The organism is Nocardia otitidiscaviarum NBRC 14405 (genome assembly GCF_000308635.1).
In the GTDB taxonomy this organism is placed as follows: Bacteria; Actinomycetota; Actinomycetes; order Mycobacteriales; family Mycobacteriaceae; genus Nocardia; species Nocardia otitidiscaviarum.
Window position 1 is genome coordinate 1 of the sequence record NZ_BAGD01000245.1, and the last position, 816, is coordinate 816.

Annotated in this window: 1 protein-coding gene; it reads right to left on the reverse strand. The window is 63.7% G+C overall.

Annotated elements, in window-relative coordinates:
* Window positions 1-816, reverse strand: an 816-nt coding sequence (locus tag ON31_RS29505) for a Gp37-like protein (protein WP_039818360.1), incomplete at both ends; no start/stop codon positions are given.

Consider the following 816-nt stretch of genomic DNA (forward strand, 5'->3'; position numbering starts at 1 on the left):
TCGGCGACGTTGACCTCGGCGGCGAACTTGGTTCGGGTGGCCCAGAATCCGGCGCGCAGCACGAGCAGGCTCTCGAGGGTGAACGCGCGATCTGCGCCGTCCTGGAAGTACTCGAAATAGCCTGCCCAGCCGTCATTTTGGGAACGCTCGACGCTCTTAACGTTCCACCAGGCGAGCACGGTGTCGGTGTAGAGCGGGGCGAGCAGCGCATCGGCGGTACCACCGAGAGCGGGCACGAATAATGCGGCGCTGAGCAGGTCAAACGCGAGCTGCACGGCTGCGGATATGGCCTCGTTGACGCCGTACATCGAATGCCCGCCGATTACGACCTGTACGCCCTTGGACGGCCAGCGCGTGAGCTTCGAGGATTGGATGCCGGTCTCGTCGCCCTCGAGCCACACGACATACGGCGTGGTCTTGGTAGTGCTGAGAAGTCCGGGAATCTTGTAGGTCGGCTCGTCGATGTCGGCGACTTCCTCGACGACGGGGTCGATGAAATCGCCGACGAACGAGGCGACGGTGCGAATCAGGCCATCCCACAGGGTTCCGCCGTTGGCGGTGCCCTGGTTGTAGTAGCCGCTCTTGTCGACGATGTCGATCACGAGCGCGCCCGGCCGCAGATTCAATCCCGGAATCGGTTGCGCGTCACCAAGGTTCGGCATGTAGCGCCGCCACACGACCGACATCTCGGCGTCGGCGAGGATCGGGGTTGCGACGTTGTGCCAGTTCTTGAATCGTGAGGCGAACAGGCACCACAGGATGCCGTCCGCGAGGTCGTCGCCGAAGCTGTGCGGCTTGACCACAACCGACCAGTCC